Genomic DNA, 18,084 nt, shown 5'->3' on the forward strand with positions numbered 1-18,084 from the left:
GTCCGGTGCCGCCCGGGTCCGCCGTGGCGTCTCGCGCCCACGCGGCGGAGCCGTACCCGGCGCGGCCCCGCGCTTCTTCAGTCTCGCTGGAGTTCGTGGCGCAGGGCGTCCAGGTCGGAGCCGCCGGCCATCTGCTGTGTCAGCTCGTCCAGGGTGATCTCGTTCCGTGTGTAATTGCCCACCATCGTGCCCCTCCTCAGGAGCACGAATCGGTCGCCCACGAGATACGCGTGATGCGGGTTGTGGGTGATCAAGACAACGCCCAGGCCCTCGTCACGTGCCGCGGCCACATATTTCAGGACCACACCGGACTGCTTGACGCCCAGGGCGGCCGTCGGCTCGTCCAGGACGAGGACCTTCGCGCCGAAGTGGACCGCGCGGGCGATCGCCACGCACTGGCGTTCGCCGCCGGAGAGGGTGCCGATGGGCTGGTCGACGTCCCTGAGGTCGATGCCCATGCGCAGCAGCGCCTCGCGGGTGGTGCGGCGCATGAGGTCGATGTCCATGCGCTTGAAGGGGCCGGCGCCCTTGCGGGGCTCGGAGCCGAGGAAGAAGTTGCGCCAGACCGGCATCAGGGGGACGACGGCCAGGTCCTGGTAGACCGTGGCGATGCCCCGGTCCAGGGCCTCGCGCGGGGAGGAGAGGGTGGTCTCCTCGCCCTCGATGCGCAAGGTGCCGCCGTCGTGCCGGTGCAGGCCCGCGATCATCTTGATCAGGGTCGACTTGCCCGCGCCGTTGTCACCGAGGACGCAGGTGATCTCGCCCGCGTGGACCTCCAGGGAGACGCCCTCCAGGGCGCGGACGGTGCCGTAGTGCTTGCTGACGTCGGTCAGCTCGACGAGGGTCATGCGGTCGCCTCCGCGCGCTTGCGGACCCAGGCGTTGAGCAGGGTCGCGAGGAGCAGCATCGCTCCGAGGAAGAACTTGAACCAGTCGGGGTTCCACTCGGCGTAGACGATGCCCTTGCTGGTCATGCCGAACAGCAGCGCGCCCACGGCCGAGCCGACCGCGCTGCCGTAGCCGCCGGTGATCAGGCAGCCGCCGATGACGGCCGCGATGATGTAGATCAGTTCGTTGCCGACGCCCTCGCCGGACTGGACGGCGTCGAAGGAGAAGAGCAGGTGCTGGCCGGAGATCCAGGCGCCGAACGCGACGCCCATGTAGAGGCCGATCTTCGTGCGGGCGACCGGGACACCGACCGCGCGGGCCGCGTCCTCGTTGCCGCCGACGGCGAAGATCCAGTTGCCGGTGCGGGTGCGCAGCAGGATCCAGGAGGCGAGGGCGACCAGGCCGAGCCACCACAGGATGGTGACCTTCACGTCGACGCCGCCGATGCCGAGGGTGGAGGCGAAGACGGCGCGGGCGCTGGAGAAGCCCTCCATGTCGCCGATGGTCTTGGTGGAGACCGTGCCGTCGATCAGCTTGGTGAAGCCGAGGTTCATGCCGGTCAGCATCAGGAAGGTGCCCAGCGTGATGATGAAGCTGGGCAGCCTGGTGCGGGTGAGCATGAAGCCGTTGAAGGCGCCGATGGCCAGGGTGACCAGCAGCGACACGCCGACGCCGACCCAGGTGTTCGCCGTCATCTGGTAGCTGAACATCGAGGAGATCAGCGCGGACGACGTCACCATGACGCCCGCCGAGAGGTCGAACTCGCCGCCGATCATCAGCAGCGCGACGGGTACGGCCATGATGCCGATGGTCGACGAGGCGTACAGCACCGTGCTGAGGCTGGTGGCGCGCAGGAAGCCGTCGGCGACGAAGGCGAAGAAGAGGAAGACGGCCAGGGCGCCGACGACCGAGCCCAGCTCCGGGCGGGCGAGCAGCTTGCGCAGCGGGGAGGTGGGCAGCAGCCTTTCGTCGAGCGGCTTGTGGTCGGTGACCGTGCTCATCGGGTACCCCGCTCGGTGTACTCGGCCAGCTCGGCGGCCTGGTCCCTGGTGACGATCTGCGGGCCGGTCAGGACCGGCTTGCCGCCGCCGAGGACGTCGTCGTTGTACTTGTACAGCCACAGCAGGTCGACGGCCTCGTACCCCTGGAGGTACGGCTGCTGGTCCACGGCGAAGCCGAGGCTGCCGTCCTTGAGCGCCGCCGCGACCTTGGGGTTGAGGTCGAAGGTGTCGATCTCGGCCTTGCTGCCCGCGTCCGTCCTGGCCTTGACGGCGGTGTCGGCGAAGGGCGCGCCGAGGGTGACGACGGAGTCGATGGACCTGTCGGCCTGGAGCTTGGCCTCGATGGCGGACTGCACGTCGGGCATGTTGGTGCCGTTGACGTAGAGCTTGCGCAGGGTGCCGCGGAAGGTCTTGCCGACGCCGTCGCAGCGCTGCTCGTGGCCGACGTTGCCCTGCTCGTGCAGCACGCACAGGGCCTTCTTCTTGCCGCGCTTGTTCAGCTCGTCGCCGACGGCCTCGCCGGCGATGGTCTCGTCCTGGCCGATGTGGGTGAGGGCGCCGAAGGCCTTGGACTCCTCGGAGCCGGAGTTCACCGTGATCACGGGGATGCCGGCCTTCCGGGCGCGGGCCACGGCGTCCTTCATGGCGTCCGGCTTGGCGAGGGTGACGATGATGCCGTCCACCTTCTTGTCCACGGCCGCGTCCACCAGCTGGGCCTGCTGCTGGGCCTCGTCGTCGTGGGAGTACAGGAAGTTGATGTTGTCCTTGACGGCGGCTTGCTCGGCTCCCTTCTGGACGATGTCCCAGAAGGTGTCGCCGTCCCCCGAGTGGGTGATCATCGCGAAGGTCCAGCGCGGGGTGTTCACCGCCGCCCTGCCCTCGGCGGCGGCGGCCTTGCGCGCGTCCTCCGCCCGCTTTCCTCCGGTGCTGCTGCACGCCGCGAGGGACACGGAGAGTGCCCCCGCCAGCGCTATGCCTACCCAGGTCCGAAACCGTGCCACGAGGCCGTGCCCTTCTTGCCGCTCTTGCTCTGCTCCGAAACGTACATAAGGGGCGGGCGACCTCACCGTGGGTGCGTCCCGGCGGCGATCTCACCTGCCCCAAACACTTCAGTATCGGACATGCCGACCGTGGATGACACGACCGGGGACCGAGGAGCGGTCGCTTTGTCCGGACATCGCATCGAATACCGGGACCCCGGTCAGGACCGCACCAGCAGCTGGAACTCGAAGGAGTAGCGGCTCGGGCGGTAGGTGTGGTCGCCCAGCTCCACCGCGCGGCCGGTGTCGTCGTAGGTGGTGCGCCGCATGGTCAGCAGCGGGGCGCCCACGGGCTCGGTCAGCCGCTCGGCCTCGGTGGCGGTGGCGCCCCGGGCGCCGATGGCCTGGCGGGCGCTGTGCAGGGTGATCCCGGCGGAGCGCATCAGCCGGTACAGGCCGGTGGCCTCCAGTTGGCCGGTGTCCAGGTCGAGCAGGCCGGTCGGCAGGTGGTTGATCAGGTAGGCCATGGGTTCGCCGTGGGCGAGGCGGAGCCGCTCGACGCGGTGCACGTCACCGCCCTCGGGGACGCCGAGCGCGGCGGCGACCTCGGCGGGGGCCGGGACGACGGCGTTGACCAGTACCCGGGTGGCGGGGCGCTGGCCGGCCGCCTCCAGGTCGTCGTAGAGGCTGCTCAGTTCCAGCGGGCGCTTGACCTGGCTGTGCACGACCTGGGTGCCCACGCCCCGGCGCCGGACGAGGAGCCCCTTGTCGACGAGGGCCTGGATGGCCTGGCGGACGGTCGGCCGGGACAGGCCGAGCCGCGCGGCCAGCTCGATCTCGTTGCCCAGCAGGCTGCCCGGGGTGAGACCGCCGTGCTCGATGGCGGACTCCAGCTGCCGGGAGAGCTGGAAGTACAACGGCACCGGGGAGCTGCGGTCCACACGGAGATCGAGCGCCACGGTCGGGTCCACATCAGGTTTCGGCACGTGGCCGAGCGTAGTCCGGTGCCCGGTTGACGGGAAGTCGTGTAGTCAGGTTGTCCGGACATATTCGGCCGACCGGTTTCGGCGGCGATCTCGGGCAACCGGGGACAGATCCATTATCGAGGCGCGCGGCGGTGTCTGTCACCGTTCCCCGGAACGATCTTTACGCCCCCGATGTCCTTCTAGGGTTATCGCGAACCCCTACAACCCACCTACCCCACCGGGGAGTTGACAGTGGCGTACGACGTTGCCGCACTGGCGGAGGAACTCACGGCCATGGCGGCGGCCGATCACCTGTGCTCGGCCCAGGCGAACAGCGACGACCCCGCCGAGCAGCTGGCGTGGCGCCGGCTGACCGCACGGCACGGTGACCGGCTCCGGCAGATCATGGAGGAGTACGGCTGGCCGACGGCGGACAAGGTCGGCGAGGAGGCCGCACGCGCGGCATGGCTGATCGCCCAGCACGCCGACCGGCAGCTCGACGTCCAGCGCCGCGCCCTGGAGCTGATGCGGCAGGCGGTGTCGGCCGGCGCGGCCGGACGGCGCGAGCTGGCCTTCCTGCACGACCGTACGCGGGTCAACGAGGGTCGCGAGCAGACCTACGGCACCCAGATCGCCGGCGTGCGCGGCGGGCAGCCGGTGCCGTGGCCGTGCGAAGAGCCCGAGCGCGTGGACGAACTCCGCGCGCAGGCCGGCATCGAGCCCTTCGACGAGTACGTCGCCAGGTTCGCGATGCCCTGAGCAGCCGTTCCCGAGGGAGCCCTAGGCTCTGTCGTCGCCGTCCAGCAGCCCGGCGTCGTAGACCAGCAGCGCGATCTGCACCCGGTTGTCGAGGCCGAGCTTGGCGAGGACGCGGGAGACGTGGGCCTTGACGGTGGCGACGCTCAGGAACAGCTCGGCGGCGATCCGCGCGTTGGCGAGCCCGCGTCCGACGGCGACGGCGACCTCGCGCTCGCGGTCGCCCAGGACGGCGAGCCGTTCACGGGCCCGGGCCTGCCGGGCGTCGGCGGCGGTGCCGGCCGCGTGCCGCATCAGCTGCCGGGTGACCGCGGGCGACAGGACCGGGTCGCCCGCGGCGACCCGGCGCACGGCGTCGACGATCTCGGCGGGCGGGGTGTCCTTCAGCACGAAACCGGCGGCGCCGGCCCGCATCGCGTGCAGCACCTGTTCGTCGGCGTGGAAGGTGGTGAGCACCACGATCTGCGGCGCGTCCGGCCGGGCCCGCAGCCGTCGGGTCGCGGTGATCCCGTCCACCGCCGGCATCCGCAGGTCCATCAGGACGACGTCCGGCCGGGTCCGCCGCACCAGTTCCTCGGCCTCCGCGCCGTCGGCGGCCTCCCCGACGACCTCGATGTCCCCGGCCCCGCCGATCATCAGCGCCAGACCGGCGCGTACGAGGGGGTCGTCGTCCACGAGGAGGAGTCTGATCGGCGTCGGCGTCGCAGTCATGGGGTTACGTAATCACGGTCGGCGGACCGGGGTGCCGGGGGTGGCCGGTGGCAGGCGGGCACCAGGAGGCACCACACGCGCTCCCGGCACGCGCCCCCACTCGGCAGGCCCCCCGCTCCCACGCGCCGCCGCTCGCCACGCCTCCCCGGCTCGCCACGCGCCCCGCTCGCCACGCCTCCCCACTCAGCACACACCCCCGCTAGGCACGCTTCCCCAGCTCGCCACACCCCCGCTCGCCACGCCCCCGGCTCGGCTCGCGGGCGCGCGACGCCGAAGGTGCCTGCGGCGGGCTCCCTCACCCCCGCGGCCACGGCAGCCACCCCCGGACCTCGAACCCCCCGTCGGGCCGCGCGCCGTGCCGTAGCCGGCCGCCCGCCAGGGTGGCCCGTTCGGTGAGGCCGATCAGGCCCTGGCCGGAGCCGGGGACGGGCGGGACCTCGGCGGGCGGTGCCGGGTTGGCGACGGCGACCGTCAGGCCGTCGCCGGGGGCGCCGGTCAGGCGGACGGTGACCTCGGTGCCGGGGGCGTGCTTGCGGGCGTTGGTCAGGGCCTCCTGGGCGATGCGGTAGGCGGTGCGGCCGACGGAGGCGGGGACGGCGGCCGGGTCGGCGACGCGATGGTCCAGGGTGACCTTCATCCCGGCCTCGCGGCACTCGGCGACCAGGGCGTCCAGCGCGGCGAGCGTCGGCTGGGGGCGCCCGCCGGAGGACTCCTCGGCGTCGCCGGCCCGCAGCACGCCGATGATCTCCCGCAGGTCCTGGAGCGCCTCGTGCGCGCTCTCCCGGATCACCCCGGCGGCCCGCGCGATCTCCTCGCGGGGCGCGTCCGGCCGGAACTCCAGGGCGCCCGCGTGCACGCTGAGCAGGGTGAGCCGGTGGGCGAGCACGTCGTGCATCTCTCGGGCGATGGCCTCGCGGGCCAGCCGCTGCGCCTGCTCGGCGCGCAGCCGGGCCTCGGTCTCCGCCCGGTGCGCCCGGTCCCTGAGGCTCAGCATCAGCATCCGTTTGGAGCGGACGAACATGCCCCAGCCGGTGATCGACACGGTGAGCAGCGTGGTGAACACGACGACGCCGGCGTAGGGCAGGTCGGGGTCGGGCCGCACCCAGTACAGGAGCGGGGCCAGCACGAGACCGGCGCCGCCGATCCAGGCGACGTACCGGAAGGGCCGGTGCACGGCGAGCGTGAACAGCAGGACCACGGCCGCGCCGCCCGAGCAGTTGGACAGCAGGCCGACCGGAACCATCGCGACGGCGAGCCCGACCGGCCACCGGCGGCGCAGCCAGACGGCGGCGCAGGACAGGGCGCCCAGCACCTGGTCGAGGACGGCGACGGAGCGCGGCAGGCCGGCCTCCTCGGGCAGGGACTGCGCCGCCGCGAGGCCGACGAGGACGGCCAGGAGGAAGCAGCAGAAGTCGACGACCCAGTCCCGCGCGGTGCGCCGGGGCCGTCGTCCCGAGGACCCTGCGTCCGCGTCCAGTTCGTGGACCAGCGCCGACGGGAACAGCCACCGGCGGCCCGCGAACCCTCCCGGCGCCCGTGCCTGCTCGTTGTCGCTCACGGTCGGCAAATCTATGCGGGGTCCGGGCTCCGCCGCCGTCCCGGGCCGGGGATCACCGACCATACGACCGGCGGCACCGACCGAAGTCGCACGGCCGGGTAACTTTCGGCGCGGTCCGCCGCCGCGGGGCGCGGTCTTTCGGCGGCACGCGCTCGCCGGGCGGCCGATGCGCGCCAAGCCGCCGCCGGGCGAGAGTCGCCGGGTGAAACAGCTACTGGAACTTCTCGGATTCATCGCGCTGGTGCAGGGCGTCATGGGCCTGGTGCACGAGTTCACCGACTGGCGGGTGGGGGTGGTGTGGCGCCTCGGCTTCCTCGACGGCTACGAGGTCTACGCGAGCGTGGCGCTCGTGGTGCTGGCGCTCGCCCTGTTCGCGGCGGCGGACAGCCGGAAGCGGCCGTAGGTTAACCCCCGGAAAAATCATCGGACTTACCGGAAAACACTCGGTGGTTGACATTGACATGCCATGATCTACGCGCGTCATCATGAGGGCATGAGATTCCCCCCACGCGCAACGCGCATCGGAGCGGCGGCCGCCCTCCTGTCCGCCCTTCTGGTGGGCGGCACCGTCACCGCGACCACGGCGGACGCCGCGGCCGCCTCGGTCGGCAGCGTCTGCTACGGCGCTCTGCCCGCCCAGGCCCACGACACCCTGGAGCTGATCGAACAGGGCGGTCCGTACCCGTACTCCCAGGACGGGACCGTCTTCCAGAACCGCGAAGGCGTCCTGCCCAAGCACACGGCCGGCTACTACCACGAGTACACCGTGATCACTCCGGGCTCCCCCACCCGCGGTGCCCGGCGCATCGTCACCGGTGAGAAGTACCAGGAGGACTACTACACGGCGGACCACTACGCCTCGTTCGACCTGATCGACTACGGCTGCTGAGCCCCTCCCCCACGGGGCCGCCCCGAGGAACGGCGCGACATCCCGCCGGGCCCGGCCGCTTCGGCCGGGCCCGGTCTTCGCCGCGGGCGGACGGCTCAGCCGGCGTGGGTGGAGAACAGTCCGCCGGTCGGGCCCTGCTTGTCGCCGCCCTGGGCCTTCTTCAGGGCGTTGGCCAGGCCCTCGATGGTGAGGGACTGCAGGATCACCCGGCCGTTGCCCTCCAGGGTGGCCAGGGACAGGCCCTCGCCGCCGAAGACGGCGTTCATGATCCCCTGGCGGTTGAGGCCGCCGACGCGCTGGACGCCGTACTGGATGCCCTCCTCGAAGGCGACCACGCAGCCGGTGTCGACCTCGATCCGGCCGCCGAAGTCCGCCGGGTTCAGGTCGATGAAGTTGCCCGCGCCGGCGATGATCACCGTGCCCCGCCCGGTGAACTTCTCCAGGATGAAGCCCTCGCCGCCGCTCATCCCGGTGCGCCCGCCGGCGAAGGCGATGCCGAACTCGACGCTGGACTCGGCGGCCACGAAGGCGTCCTTCTCGGCGAACCACGCGCGCGTGCCGTCCAGTTCCAGGGCGCGCATCTCCCCGGGGAGCACGCCCGCGAAGCCGACCGTGCCCTCGCCGCCCTGGGCGGTGAAGTACTGGAAGGCCAGCGACTCGCCGGCGAGCATCCGCTGCCCGACCTGCATGGCGGTGCCCATGGCCTGGCGCAGCAGCCCGCCCATGCCGCCGGAGCCGCTCTGCTGCTGTCCGCCGCCGCCCGAGGGGCCGGACAACCGGGTCTCCATGGTCACGTTCGCCGTCTTGAACAGGAACTTCCCGGCCTCGCAGTAGACGGTCTGGCCGGGGCGCAGGCTGACGACCGCCATCTGCATGGCGTTGCCGACGATCTCTTGCTGAAGGGTCACGTGAGGGACAACGCGTCAGGCGGACGGAAGAGTTCCGGACGGGCGGTACGAAGAGTTCCGAACCGGTGGTACGGGGTCCGTTCGGGTGACGCGTGGGGCGCCCCGGTGCTGTCCGGCCGGGGCGCCCCACACGAGCGTGCGGACGGGGATCAGCCGCCCAGTTCCTGGTGACGGGCGGCCAGGGCGCTCGCGCCCCGCTCGGTCAGCGAGCCGAACAGGCGCAGCCGGGAGATGCCGCCATCGGGGAAGATGTCGATCCGCGCGTGCGTGCCGACCGCCGCCTCGGGCAGGACGAAGCGGTGGTTGGTGTCGGGCTGGAGCCGGGTGCGCGGCAGGACCTCGGTCCACTCGCCGTCCTCGCCATCCCGGACGGAGACCGACGCCCAGCCCGCGCTGTTGCCCTTCAGATAGGCGGTGTCGATCTCGATGGCGCGGATGGCGGACTGGGCCACGAGCCGGTAGCGGATCCAGTCGTTGCCCTGGTCGCGGCGGCGGCGGGTCTCCCAGCCGTCGTCCATCTTGCGCGAGCGGCCCGGCTGGATGGTGTTGGTGGCCGGCGAGTAGAAGAGGTTGGAGGCGTCCTCGGCCTGGCCGCCGTTCTCCAGCGCGACCACGTCGAAGGTGCCGAGGGCCGCCAGCCACTCGGGGTCCGGGACGACCTCGCCGTACACCCGCAGCCGGGCGATGCCGCCGTCGGGGTGCTGGTTGACGCGCAGGTGGGTGAAGCGCTGCTCGACGGTGACCTCGAAGCCGTTGGCCGCGTGGCCGCCGACCGGGGTGCGCGGGACGAGGGTGGTCCACTTCACGTCGTCGCCGAGCAGTTCCTCCGGCGAGGGCGAGCCCGGTACGCAGGCACCCTCGACGGAGACCGCCTGCGGGTAGTTGCCGCGGAAGTGGGCGGTGTCGATCACGATGCCGCGGATCACCCCGGGCGCGCCGAGGCGGACCAGCGCCCAGTCGTGGTCCTCGGCGGTGGGCCAGGGGTGCTCGGCGGAGACACCGCGGCGGCGGCGGGTCTCCCAGCCGTCCATGATCTTGCCCTTGTGGCCGAAGTGCTCGGGGTCGAACTCGGCCCGCTCGGGTACCAGCAGGTTCTCCCGCTGGGCGAAGAACTCGTCGTTGGCGGCGATGACACCGGCGCCGAGCTGCCGGTCGGCGAGGTTGGCGTACTGGGTGAAGGGGAAGTCGGCGGTGCGGTAGTCCGCGTACGGGTCGCCGCCTCCGTAGGGGTTCGCGTCGCCGGTGAAGCTGGGTATCGCCGTCACGGTGATCAGTTCTTCCTTTCGAGACTCGGTGGGTGGGATTCAGTGGGTCCGGCTGAGCAGCGTCCCCTTCGGTTCGGTGAACTCGCCGTCGGCGACGATGCGTTCGCCGCGCAGCCAGGTGGACTTGACGACGCCGTACAGGGTCCTGCCGGCGTAGGCGGTGACCCGGTTGCGGTGCTGGAGGCCGGCCGGGTCGACGGTGAAGGTCTCGTCGGGGGCGAGGACGGCGAAGTCGGCGTCGCGGCCGGCCTCGATGGCGCCCTTGTGGGACAGGCCGGCCAGCTCCGCGGTCCGCGCGGACATCCAGCGGACGACGTCCTCCAGGGTGTGGCCGCGCTTGCGGGCCTCGGTCCACACCGCCGGCAGGCTCACCTGGAGGCCGGCGATGCCGCCCCAGGCGGTGGCGAAGTCGTCCGTCTTCAGATCGGCGGTGGAGGGCGAGTGGTCGGTGACCACGCAGTCGATCGTGCCGTCCGCCAGGGCCTCCCACAGCAGGTCCTGGTTGGCGGACTCGCGGATGGGCGGGCAGCACTTGAACTCGCTGGCGCCGTCCGGGACCTCCTCGGCGGTGAAGGCGAGGTAGTGCGGGCAGGTCTCCACCGTGAGGCGCACGCCCTCGGCGCGGGCGGCGCGGATCAGCGGCAGGGCGTCGCTGGAGGACAGGTGCAGCACGTGCACGCGGGCGTTCAGGCGCCGGGCCTGCGCGATGAGGTTCGCGATGGCGGTGTCCTCGGCGTCGCGCGGGCGGGAGGCCAGGAAGTCGGCGTACTTCGGACCGCCGTTCTGGGGGGCGCCGGCCAGGTGGTGCGGGTCCTCGGCGTGCACGATGAGCAGCCCGTCGAACCCGGAGATCTCGGCCATCGACTGGGCGAGCTGGTCCTGGTCGAGGTGCGGGAACTCGTCCACGCCGGACGGGGAGAGGAAGCACTTGAAGCCGAAGACGCCGGCGTCGTGCAGCGGGCGCAGGTCCTTGACGTTGTCGGGCAGGGCGCCGCCCCAGAAGCCGACGTCGATGTGCGCCTTGTCCCGGGCCACGTCCTGCTTGATCCGCAGGTGCTCGACCGTGGTGGTGGGCGGCAGCGAGTTGAGCGGCATGTCGATCAGGGTGGTGATGCCGCCGGCCGCCGCCGCGCGGGTGGCGGTCCAGAAGCCCTCCCACTCGGTGCGGCCCGGGTCGTTGACGTGCACATGGGTGTCGACCAGGCCGGGCAGCAGCACATGGTCGCCGACGTCCTCCAGCCGGGCCGTGGCCGGAACCTCGGCGTCGTACGGCAGGACGGCCGTGATCTTCCCGCCGGACACGGTGACCGTGGCGGCCCGTGTCCCCTCCGGGGTGATCACCCGCGTCGAGCGCAGCACCAGTTCAGCGTCGGACACCCGAACCCCTCTCTATACCGCCGTTTTTACGTCCAGGAAACGGGATTTACGCCCACGTAACGGACTTCAACGTTCTGTTGAAGGAGTCTTCACTCCCACTACTCCGTCGTCAAGAGGCACCCCTCGGGGCGGCGGGCAGGACTCACCCGCTCTGGACGTTTCCACAAAGCGGAATTAGAATTCCAGCAAGCAGAACGTAGCTATGTACAAGCGGGGAGTCAACCGACTGCCGGGTAGGCTTCTGCTCTCCCGCCAGTCCCGAAAGGAACGCGCCGTGCCGACGTCCAGCGCCAGCACCACCGACTCCGCCAAGCCCTCCGCCGCCGGCGGGGTGCAGTCCCTGGAGCGCGCCTTCGACCTGCTTGAGCGGATGGCGGACGCGGGCGGCGAGGTCGGCCTGAGCGAACTGTCCGCGGCCAGCGGCCTGCCGCTGCCGACCATCCACCGGCTGATGCGCACGCTGGTCGCCTGCGGCTATGTGCGCCAGCAGGCCAACCGGCGCTACGCGCTCGGCCCCCGCCTGATCCGCCTCGGCGAGTCGGCCTCCCGCCTGCTCGGCACCTGGGCACGGCCGTATCTGGCCCGGCTGGTGGAGGAGACCGGCGAGACGGCCAACATGGCGCTGCTCGACGGCGACGAGATCGTGTACGTCGCCCAGGTGCCGTCGAAGCACTCGATGCGAATGTTCACCGAGGTGGGCCGACGGGTCCTGCCGCACTCCACCGGCGTCGGCAAGGCGCTGCTCGCCGGGGTCCCGGACGAGGAGGTGCGGGCGCTGCTGGCCCGCACCGGCATGCCCGCGGCCACCGAGAAGACCATCACCACGCCGGAGGGGTTCCTCGCGGCGCTGGAGGACGTGCGGCGGATGGGCTACGCGGTGGACGACAACGAGCAGGAGATCGGGGTGCGCTGCCTCGCGGTGTCCGTGCCCGACTCCCCCACGGCGGCGGCCATCTCCATCTCCGGACCGGCCGGACGCGTCACGGAGACGGCCATGGAGAGGATCGTGCCGGCGCTCCAGCAGATCGCCCGCGAACTCTCCGCCGCCCTGGCCAGCCAGAACCAGGGCTGAGCGGCTTTCAGCGCCGGCCGGGCCGGTACACCGGCCGGCATGGCGCGCAGACCGTCGTCTTCGGGTCGGACGGCCGGGAGCCGATCCCCACGACGATCCGGGGCGTCCGCTTCGAGGGCGACAGCATGGACGACCTCGGCGCGCTGGGCGGGTGGCCGCTCGAGACGGTCGGGTTCCCGCTCGAGACAGTCCAGTTCCCGTACACGATGGCCCAGTTCCCGTGCGCCCCTCCGGGGCCGATAGGACCCCTGGGACCGGAAGGACGCCCCGCCGGAACGCCGACGAAGCCCCGCCACGGCCAGGGCCACGGCCAGGCCAGGGCCACGTCCGGTCAGCCGCGGGGCGGTTCGCCGAAGAGGTCCACGGCGGCGCGTACCTGTGACAGCCCCCGGGCCAGTGCACTCATCGAACCGATCGCGCCGGCGACCAGCAGCAGGGAGGCGCGCAGCCGCGGGATCTCCGGGACGCCTCCGGCGGCCATCGCGGCCAGGGCCGCCAGCTCGTCCTCGGCTATCCCCCGGTCGGGGAAGTCCGCCGGTAACACGGCGAGTTGACGGCGCAGCCGGGACACGGCGGTACGCAATTCCGCCACTCTCGGATCCTCGTCGACGCCGGTCACCGGCCTCTGCCCCAAGCTCCGCAACGCAGCCCCTCCCCGTCGGCACGCCCTTGTGCGCGGGTCAGTAAACGCCACCCGCGGGCCCGAGCGCCACAGTGCGGACCGAAATTCAGCCCAACGGAACCGGCACCGCGCACGCGGCCGGTTTTCCTCGCCGCAGGGTATGCAGGAGCCATGAGCGAAAACAGGGAACCGCACGGGGAGGTGGCGGGGCTGCTGCTCGCCGCCGGCGGCGGCAGACGGCTCGGCGGACGCCCCAAGGCGCTGCTGACGCACCGGGGACGGCCCTTGGTCGAGCACGCGGTGGAGGTGTTGCGCGCGGCCGGGTGCGGGCCGGTCCACGTGGTGCTGGGCGCGGCGGCGGACGAGGTGCGGGCCCGCGCCGAGCTGGGCGGGTGTGTGCTGGTGGACAACCCGGACTGGACCGAGGGCATGGGCTCCTCGCTGCGCGCGGGACTGGCCTCGCTGGCCGGCACGGGGGCGCGCGCGGCGCTGGCGAGCCTGGTCGACCAGCCGGGGATCGGCCCGGCCGCGGCCGCCCGGGTGCTGGGCGCCTACCGGGACGAGCGGTCGTTGGTCTCGGCCGCCTACGACGGGGTACGCGGGCATCCGGTGCTGCTCGGCGCGGCGCACTGGGCGGGCATCGCCGGGACGGCCACCGGCGACCGGGGGGCCCGGGCCTACCTCCAGGCGCACCGGGCGGAGCTGCGGTTGGTGGAGTGTTCGGATGTGGCCGAGCCGTACGACATCGACACCGAGGCGGACCTGAGCCACCTTGAGTGAACGGGGTGGCACCGAGCGCCACCTTCGCTCGACTCAGAGAATCTCGACATCAACACACCATTGAAGTTCCACGATGAGGAAACTACTATCCACTGTTCAGAAGCGTCCGACCGCACAGTGGGCGCTGTCTGTCCCATTCGTGCCACTTGGCACCCGGTGCCACCGCTGAAGGAAGTGACAGCTCATGTCCGCACCAGCGCCGTCCCCGCTGGCCATCGTCGACGCCGAGTCCCTGCCCCGGCAGGAGGAGGTCCTCACCGACGCGGCGCTCGCCTTCGTGGCGGAGCTGCACCGGCGGTTCACCCCGCGCCGTGACGAACTCCTTACCCGCCGGGCCGAGCGCCGCGCCGAGATCGCCCGCACCTCCACGCTCGACTTCCTGCCGGAGACGGCCGCCATCCGCGCGGACGACTCCTGGAAGGTCGCCCCGGCCCCGGCCGCGCTGAACGACCGGCGCGTCGAGATCACCGGGCCCACCGACCGGAAGATGACCATCAACGCGCTCAATTCGGGCGCGAGGGTCTGGCTCGCCGACTTCGAGGACGCCTCCGCGCCCACCTGGGAGAACGTCGTCCTCGGCCAGCTCAACCTGATCGACGCCTACACCCGGAACATCGACTTCACCGACGAGCGCACCGGCAAGTCGTACGCGCTGCGGCCGAACGAGGAGCTGGCGACCGTCGTCATGCGCCCGCGCGGCTGGCACCTGAACGAGCGGCACCTCGTCGACGCCGACGGCACGCCGGTCCCCGGGGCCCTCGTCGACTTCGGCCTGTACTTCTTCCACAACGCCCAGCGGCTGCTCGACCTCGGCAAGGGCCCGTACTTCTACCTGCCCAAGACCGAGTCGCACCTCGAAGCCCGGCTGTGGAACGAGGTGTTCGTCTTCGCCCAGGACTACGTCGGCATCCCGCAGGGCACCATCCGCGCCACCGTCCTGATCGAGACGATCACGGCGGCGTACGAGATGGAGGAGATCCTCTACGAACTGCGCGACCACGCCGCCGGGCTGAACGCCGGCCGCTGGGACTACCTGTTCTCCATCGTGAAGAACTTCCGTGACGGCGGCGCCAAGTTCGTCCTGCCGGACCGCAACGCCGTGACGATGACCGCCCCGTTCATGCGGGCCTACACCGAACTGCTGGTCCGCACCTGCCACAAGCGTGGCGCGCACGCCATCGGCGGCATGGCGGCCTTCATCCCGTCCCGCAAGGACCCGGAGGTCAACAAGGTGGCCTTCGAGAAGGTCCGCGCCGACAAGGACCGTGAGGCGAACGACGGTTTCGACGGCTCCTGGGTCGCCCACCCCGACCTGGTGCCCATCGCCATGGAGTCCTTCGACAAGGTGCTCGGCGACAAGCCCAACCAGAAGGACCGGCTGCGCGAGGACGTGCGCGTCGAGGCGGCCGACCTGATCGCCATCGACTCGCTCGACGCGAAGCCGACGTACGAGGGACTGGTCAACGCCGTCCAGGTCGGCATCCGTTACATCGAGGCCTGGCTGCGCGGTCTCGGCGCGGTCGCCATCTTCAACCTGATGGAGGACGCGGCCACCGCCGAGATCTCCCGTTCGCAGATCTGGCAGTGGATCAACGCCGGGGTCGAGTTCGACAACGGCGAGAAGGTCACCCCGGAGCTGGCCCGCAAGGTCGCCGCCGAGGAACTCGACGCCATCCGCGAGGAGATCGGCGCGGAGGCCTTCGCGGCCGGCCACTGGCAGGAGGCGCACGACCTGCTGCTCCAGGTGTCCCTGGACGAGGACTACGCCGACTTCCTCACCCTGCCGGCGTACGAGCGGCTGCGCGGCTGACCGCCACCGCCACCAGTGGGCCCGGGGGCTTCCCCCGGGCCCTTCCCGCTTTCCCGGCTCACCCCAGGTGCGCCGACCAGTCCTGCTCGGCCGCCGGCTTGCCGTGCAGGTCGGGGACGCGCTTCAGCCAGTCCGGACGGCCCGCCTGGGTCCGGGCCGCGCGGGCGGCCTCCTCCGCCGCCAGCTGCTCACGGCTCGGGAAGTCGGTGGGCAGCCACTCGGCCGAGAGCCGGACCCGGTCCAGCAGATAGCCGACGTAGGCGTCCCGGACGTCGTCGGGCGTGGCGAAGGCGGCGTCCTCGGCGAGCCAGGCGTCCGGCACCTCGGCGACGATCCCGCGCAGCAGCTCCTCCGTCACCCGGGGCGCCAGCTCGGCGTCGGCGGCGCGCACATCGGGGCCGTAGTGGCCGAGCGCGTGGTGCCGGAAGTCGTACCGCCGGCCCGGGGTCGTGGTGTCCCAGCGGTGGTGGAAGACGAGGGCGGCGCCGTGGTCGATGAGCCACAGCCGGGCCGGCGCGGTGCCGAGCGTGGGCCAGACCATCAGGTTGGAGCTGTGGACCGTACGGTCGACGTTGACGGTGAGCGCGTCCAGCCAGACGATCCGGCCGGCCTCCAGCGGGTCCACCGGGAAGGTACGGGCGATCTCCGGGGTGAAGTCCCGGGCGCCCGGCAGATGGTCCATACCGAGGTTCACGCCCGCGCTGGCGCCGTGCAGGTCGCGCACCTCCTGGTGCGGCTCGGCTTCGGCGATGGCCGGGTCGAAGTGCACGAGCACCAGTTCGGGGAAGCGCAGACCGAGCGCCCGGGCGAGCTCCCCGACGATGACTTCGGCGACCAGCGCCTTGTGCCCCTGCGCGGAGCCGGTGAACTTCACGACGTACGTGCCGAGATCATCGGCCTCGACGACACCCGGGACGGAGCCACCCGAGCGCAAGGGTTCGATGTAGCGGGTCGCGGTGACTTCTCTCAGCACTTTCGAAGGCTCCCCACTCGCTGACCTTGCGTTTCCACGATCGCCTCAAGGGGTCTCGGACCAGGCACACGTCCACGATCGGCCCTGGAAAGAATCCGGGGAGTTGCGACTGGCACGCTCGCGCCCCTCTCTCCCCAACAGTCCATCGATGGCCATACGCCCCTTACTACCGGCCTCCGGCGTGAAGTGAGCATAGTAACGAAGGGTGACAGCCGGAGAGGAATGCCCGAGTCGCACGCCGACTCGGCTCGATCACTCCCGGGGTCGCCGAACGGTAGGAGATGAGCACCTACACCGTGACCAAGACCTGGGCACGGCATCCCGCCCGGCCCGACAACTGCTCTGCGGCGGACGGATACCGCGTCTACTACAACTCGGGCTACGCCGGGCACTCCCAGGCACGCAGGTCGTCGCGGGCGGCATCGGCGTCCCAGCGGGCGTAGCGCAGCAGGCGCTGCATCGGCCCGGGCCCGACCCGCGATCCGGGCCATGCCCTGGTCGAACATCGCCCGCCGGCGGGCAGGGTCCACGCTATGGCCTGCAGCCATCGCACGATCTTCAGGAGTCCGCACAACCCCCGATGATCACGCGGTGGCCGCACGCGTTCCCAGCCGGGTCCGTCACGAGGTCGCCGAATCAGACCGGATTACCAGAAGCCCCGTCGCCCTCGACATTGGCCACCATCGTGCGAAGCACCTTGAGCGCGGCCACGTACTCATCGTCGCTGATCCCTTTGTGGACTACGGCGCGTACCTCGGTCGCCAGCTCACGAAGCCGCGCTCTGGCGGCCTCCCCGGCATCCGTGAGGTGCAGGAGCTGCCCGTCGTCGATCCGCAGCCATTCGCGGTGGAGCAACTGGTCGACGACCCTGGCGATCTCGTGCGGACCGTCGGCAAGGTGCGTCAGCTGCGCGACGACCTCCTCGCGGCTCGGCGCCGCAGGGCCGCCGTTCACGCGGTTGAGTACCCAGTACTGCGGCTGCGTGACGTCGAGCTTGGCCATCGCGTCACGCAAGTACCGCGTGACGGTCGCATGGACCAAGCCGCTCCAGTAGCCGATCGGCTGAGTGGCCAGCATGTCATCGGTCGCGGCCGGGTTCGCCGGCGCCTGGTCAGTGGTGGTGCCTATCAGCGATTCCATGATCGCGACGCTACATTCCCTCCGGCCCACTGAACCACCGGAATGCGCCGTTCACTGCAACTCGTCCTGGATGTGCGTCGGAATCGCCGACCACCGTCATCCTCAGGGATGCCGCAGCCTCACACGGCACCATGCCACGACCCGACGTGGCGACTACCGACGACTGCACGCCCCCGCAGCCAGCAGGTGGATCACAAAACCACACTGGAGTACTGGCCAGGTGATCTCCAGACCGCGCTTGACGTGCCTGCGCAGCGGCGGGCGGGACGTGAATCCGCCGTCGGGGACGGATCGAGCCCACGGGGACGACTCGCGCGCCAGATCGGTGGGCGGAGACGGCTCCTCGAACCGACCATGCAGGACACCGTTCTCAGGAGCGCCTGATGGGGC

19 protein-coding genes and 1 pseudogene are annotated in these 18,084 nt (G+C 71.4%); 8 read left to right on the plus strand and 12 right to left on the minus strand.

What is annotated here, in order from left to right; all coding sequences use genetic code 11:
* Positions 1-77: 77 nt before the first annotated feature.
* From ABD350_RS03235 to ABD350_RS03250, 4 genes are all read right to left on the minus strand, one after another.
* On the minus strand, positions 78-848 hold the full coding sequence (locus ABD350_RS03235) for an ATP-binding cassette domain-containing protein (protein ID WP_344346123.1): 771 nt from the start codon (positions 846-848) through the stop codon (positions 78-80).
* A complete protein-coding gene (locus tag ABD350_RS03240) occupies positions 845-1,888 on the minus strand; it encodes an ABC transporter permease (RefSeq protein WP_344346124.1) in 1,044 nt (347 codons plus the stop codon). Before ABD350_RS03240 ends, ABD350_RS03235 begins: the two co-directional genes overlap by 4 nt.
* Entirely contained in the window at positions 1,885-2,889 is a 1,005-nt protein-coding gene (locus ABD350_RS03245; RefSeq protein ID WP_344346125.1) for a sugar ABC transporter substrate-binding protein, read from the minus strand. Before ABD350_RS03245 ends, ABD350_RS03240 begins: the two co-directional genes overlap by 4 nt.
* A gap of 200 nt (positions 2,890-3,089) precedes the next feature.
* Positions 3,090-3,827 carry a GntR family transcriptional regulator gene (locus tag ABD350_RS03250; RefSeq protein ID WP_344346411.1) on the minus strand — a complete coding sequence of 246 codons (738 nt, stop codon included), beginning with the start codon at positions 3,825-3,827 and terminating at the stop codon, positions 3,090-3,092.
* A 258-nt stretch (positions 3,828-4,085) separates the two neighbouring features.
* Between ABD350_RS03250 and ABD350_RS03255 the strand changes: the two genes are divergently transcribed.
* Positions 4,086-4,592 carry a DUF6624 domain-containing protein gene (locus tag ABD350_RS03255; protein WP_344346126.1) on the plus strand — a complete coding sequence of 169 codons (507 nt, stop codon included), beginning with the start codon at positions 4,086-4,088 and terminating at the stop codon, positions 4,590-4,592.
* A gap of 21 nt (positions 4,593-4,613) precedes the next feature.
* On the opposite strand, the gene ABD350_RS03260 is transcribed toward ABD350_RS03255, so the two are convergent.
* On the minus strand, positions 4,614-5,300 hold the full coding sequence (locus ABD350_RS03260; RefSeq protein WP_344346127.1) for a response regulator: 687 nt from the start codon (positions 5,298-5,300) through the stop codon (positions 4,614-4,616).
* A 295-nt stretch (positions 5,301-5,595) separates the two neighbouring features.
* Positions 5,596-6,867 carry a sensor histidine kinase gene (locus tag ABD350_RS03265; RefSeq protein WP_382467008.1) on the minus strand — a complete coding sequence of 424 codons (1,272 nt, stop codon included), beginning with the start codon at positions 6,865-6,867 and terminating at the stop codon, positions 5,596-5,598.
* Positions 6,868-7,060: 193 nt separating this feature from the next.
* On the opposite strand from ABD350_RS03265, the gene ABD350_RS03270 reads away from it, so the two are divergent.
* Positions 7,061-7,261, plus strand: a complete 201-nt coding sequence (locus ABD350_RS03270) for a hypothetical protein (protein ID WP_344346129.1) — start codon at positions 7,061-7,063, stop codon at positions 7,259-7,261.
* 90 nt (positions 7,262-7,351) lie between these two features.
* Positions 7,352-7,747, plus strand: a complete 396-nt coding sequence (locus tag ABD350_RS03275; protein ID WP_344346130.1) for a guanyl-specific ribonuclease — start codon at positions 7,352-7,354, stop codon at positions 7,745-7,747.
* 95 nt (positions 7,748-7,842) lie between these two features.
* Here the strand turns inward: ABD350_RS03275 and ABD350_RS03280 are convergent, their stop codons facing one another.
* The 3 genes from ABD350_RS03280 to allB form a co-directional block, all read right to left on the minus strand.
* The gene (locus ABD350_RS03280; RefSeq protein WP_344346132.1) at positions 7,843-8,655 is read right to left on the minus strand and encodes an AIM24 family protein; all 813 of its coding nucleotides are present in this window, start codon (positions 8,653-8,655) and stop codon (positions 7,843-7,845) included.
* A gap of 149 nt (positions 8,656-8,804) precedes the next feature.
* On the minus strand, positions 8,805-9,920 hold the full coding sequence (gene alc, locus ABD350_RS03285) for an allantoicase (RefSeq protein WP_344346133.1): 1,116 nt from the start codon (positions 9,918-9,920) through the stop codon (positions 8,805-8,807).
* 39 nt (positions 9,921-9,959) lie between these two features.
* Positions 9,960-11,297 (minus strand): allantoinase AllB, encoded by a 1,338-nt coding sequence (gene allB / locus ABD350_RS03290; protein ID WP_344346134.1) that lies wholly within the window; start codon positions 11,295-11,297, stop codon positions 9,960-9,962.
* A 274-nt stretch (positions 11,298-11,571) separates the two neighbouring features.
* Between allB and ABD350_RS03295 the strand changes: the two genes are divergently transcribed.
* Both ABD350_RS03295 and ABD350_RS03300 read left to right on the plus strand, forming a co-directional pair.
* Complete coding sequence (locus ABD350_RS03295) at positions 11,572-12,369, plus strand: IclR family transcriptional regulator (protein ID WP_344346135.1); 798 nt, start codon at positions 11,572-11,574, stop codon at positions 12,367-12,369.
* Positions 12,366-12,509, plus strand: a pseudogene (locus tag ABD350_RS03300) (DUF6304 family protein); the annotation flags it as partial. The gene ABD350_RS03295 and the pseudogene ABD350_RS03300, both read left to right, overlap by 4 nt.
* 191 nt (positions 12,510-12,700) lie before the next feature.
* Here the strand turns inward: ABD350_RS03300 and ABD350_RS03305 are convergent.
* A complete protein-coding gene (locus ABD350_RS03305; protein ID WP_344346412.1) occupies positions 12,701-12,988 on the minus strand; it encodes a DUF5955 family protein in 288 nt (95 codons plus the stop codon).
* Positions 12,989-13,162: 174 nt separating this feature from the next.
* Between ABD350_RS03305 and ABD350_RS03310 the strand changes: the two genes are divergently transcribed.
* Together ABD350_RS03310 and aceB are read left to right on the plus strand one after the other, a co-directional pair.
* A complete protein-coding gene (locus ABD350_RS03310) occupies positions 13,163-13,771 on the plus strand; it encodes a nucleotidyltransferase family protein (protein ID WP_344346136.1) in 609 nt (202 codons plus the stop codon).
* Between the two features lie 184 nt (positions 13,772-13,955).
* Entirely contained in the window at positions 13,956-15,581 is a 1,626-nt protein-coding gene (gene aceB, locus ABD350_RS03315) for a malate synthase A (protein ID WP_344346137.1), read from the plus strand.
* A gap of 58 nt (positions 15,582-15,639) precedes the next feature.
* Here aceB and ABD350_RS03320 read toward each other — a convergent pair whose 3' ends face one another.
* Positions 15,640-16,554 carry a HipA family kinase gene (locus ABD350_RS03320; RefSeq protein ID WP_344346139.1) on the minus strand — a complete coding sequence of 305 codons (915 nt, stop codon included), beginning with the start codon at positions 16,552-16,554 and terminating at the stop codon, positions 15,640-15,642.
* Between the two features lie 281 nt (positions 16,555-16,835).
* Here ABD350_RS03320 and ABD350_RS03325 point away from each other — a divergent pair, with 281 nt between their 5' ends.
* Positions 16,836-16,997 carry a hypothetical protein gene (locus ABD350_RS03325; protein ID WP_344346140.1) on the plus strand — a complete coding sequence of 54 codons (162 nt, stop codon included), beginning with the start codon at positions 16,836-16,838 and terminating at the stop codon, positions 16,995-16,997.
* A 193-nt stretch (positions 16,998-17,190) separates the two neighbouring features.
* On the opposite strand, the gene ABD350_RS03330 is transcribed toward ABD350_RS03325, so the two are convergent.
* Entirely contained in the window at positions 17,191-17,694 is a 504-nt protein-coding gene (locus ABD350_RS03330; RefSeq protein WP_344346141.1) for a MarR family winged helix-turn-helix transcriptional regulator, read from the minus strand.
* Positions 17,695-18,084 lie beyond the last annotated feature (390 nt).

This window comes from Streptomyces nogalater (assembly GCF_039532885.1).
Lineage (GTDB): Bacteria > Actinomycetota > Actinomycetes > Streptomycetales > Streptomycetaceae > Streptomyces > Streptomyces nogalater.